Genomic DNA, 496 nt, shown 5'->3' on the forward strand with positions numbered 1-496 from the left:
TGGCACTAGCTCCTCGTTGTGACCAGCGTAGCCTGTTGGGCTTTGCTGACCAGCAGCTGTTGCGAAGCCTTTCATGATCTTCTTAACGATACCTTCGTTGTTGATTGCGTGAACAACCGCCTGACGAACGCGAACGTCTTTCACTGCTTCGTTGCTGTTTTGGTTCATTTGGAACGTAATGATACGAGTACCAGGTAGCGTCACAAGGTCGATGCCTTTCGCATTCTTAACACGTTTGTGATCGTTTGGTGCTACTGGGTGAATCATGTCTACGTCACCAGAAAGAAGTGCTGCTACACGCGTTGCGTCTTCTTTGATTGGTACTAGCGTTAGGTTATCAACGTTACCTTTTGTCTCTGTGTCCCAGTAATCGTTAAAACGTTTGAACTGAACTTTTACGCCCTGCTCACGCTCAGTAACGATGAATGGACCTGTACCAGAAACGTTAGTCGAAGCGAACGAGTTACCGTGCTTCACTAGCTCTGACTTATCTTTA

The 496-nt window shown here is 47.0% G+C and carries 1 protein-coding gene; it reads right to left on the reverse strand.

The window, feature by feature from the left end; all coding sequences use genetic code 11:
* The coding region (locus KIV40_RS33450; RefSeq protein ID WP_285353713.1) for an ABC transporter substrate-binding protein at positions 1–496 on the reverse strand (496 nt) is incomplete at both ends.

Source organism: Vibrio sp. D173a, assembly GCF_030248475.1.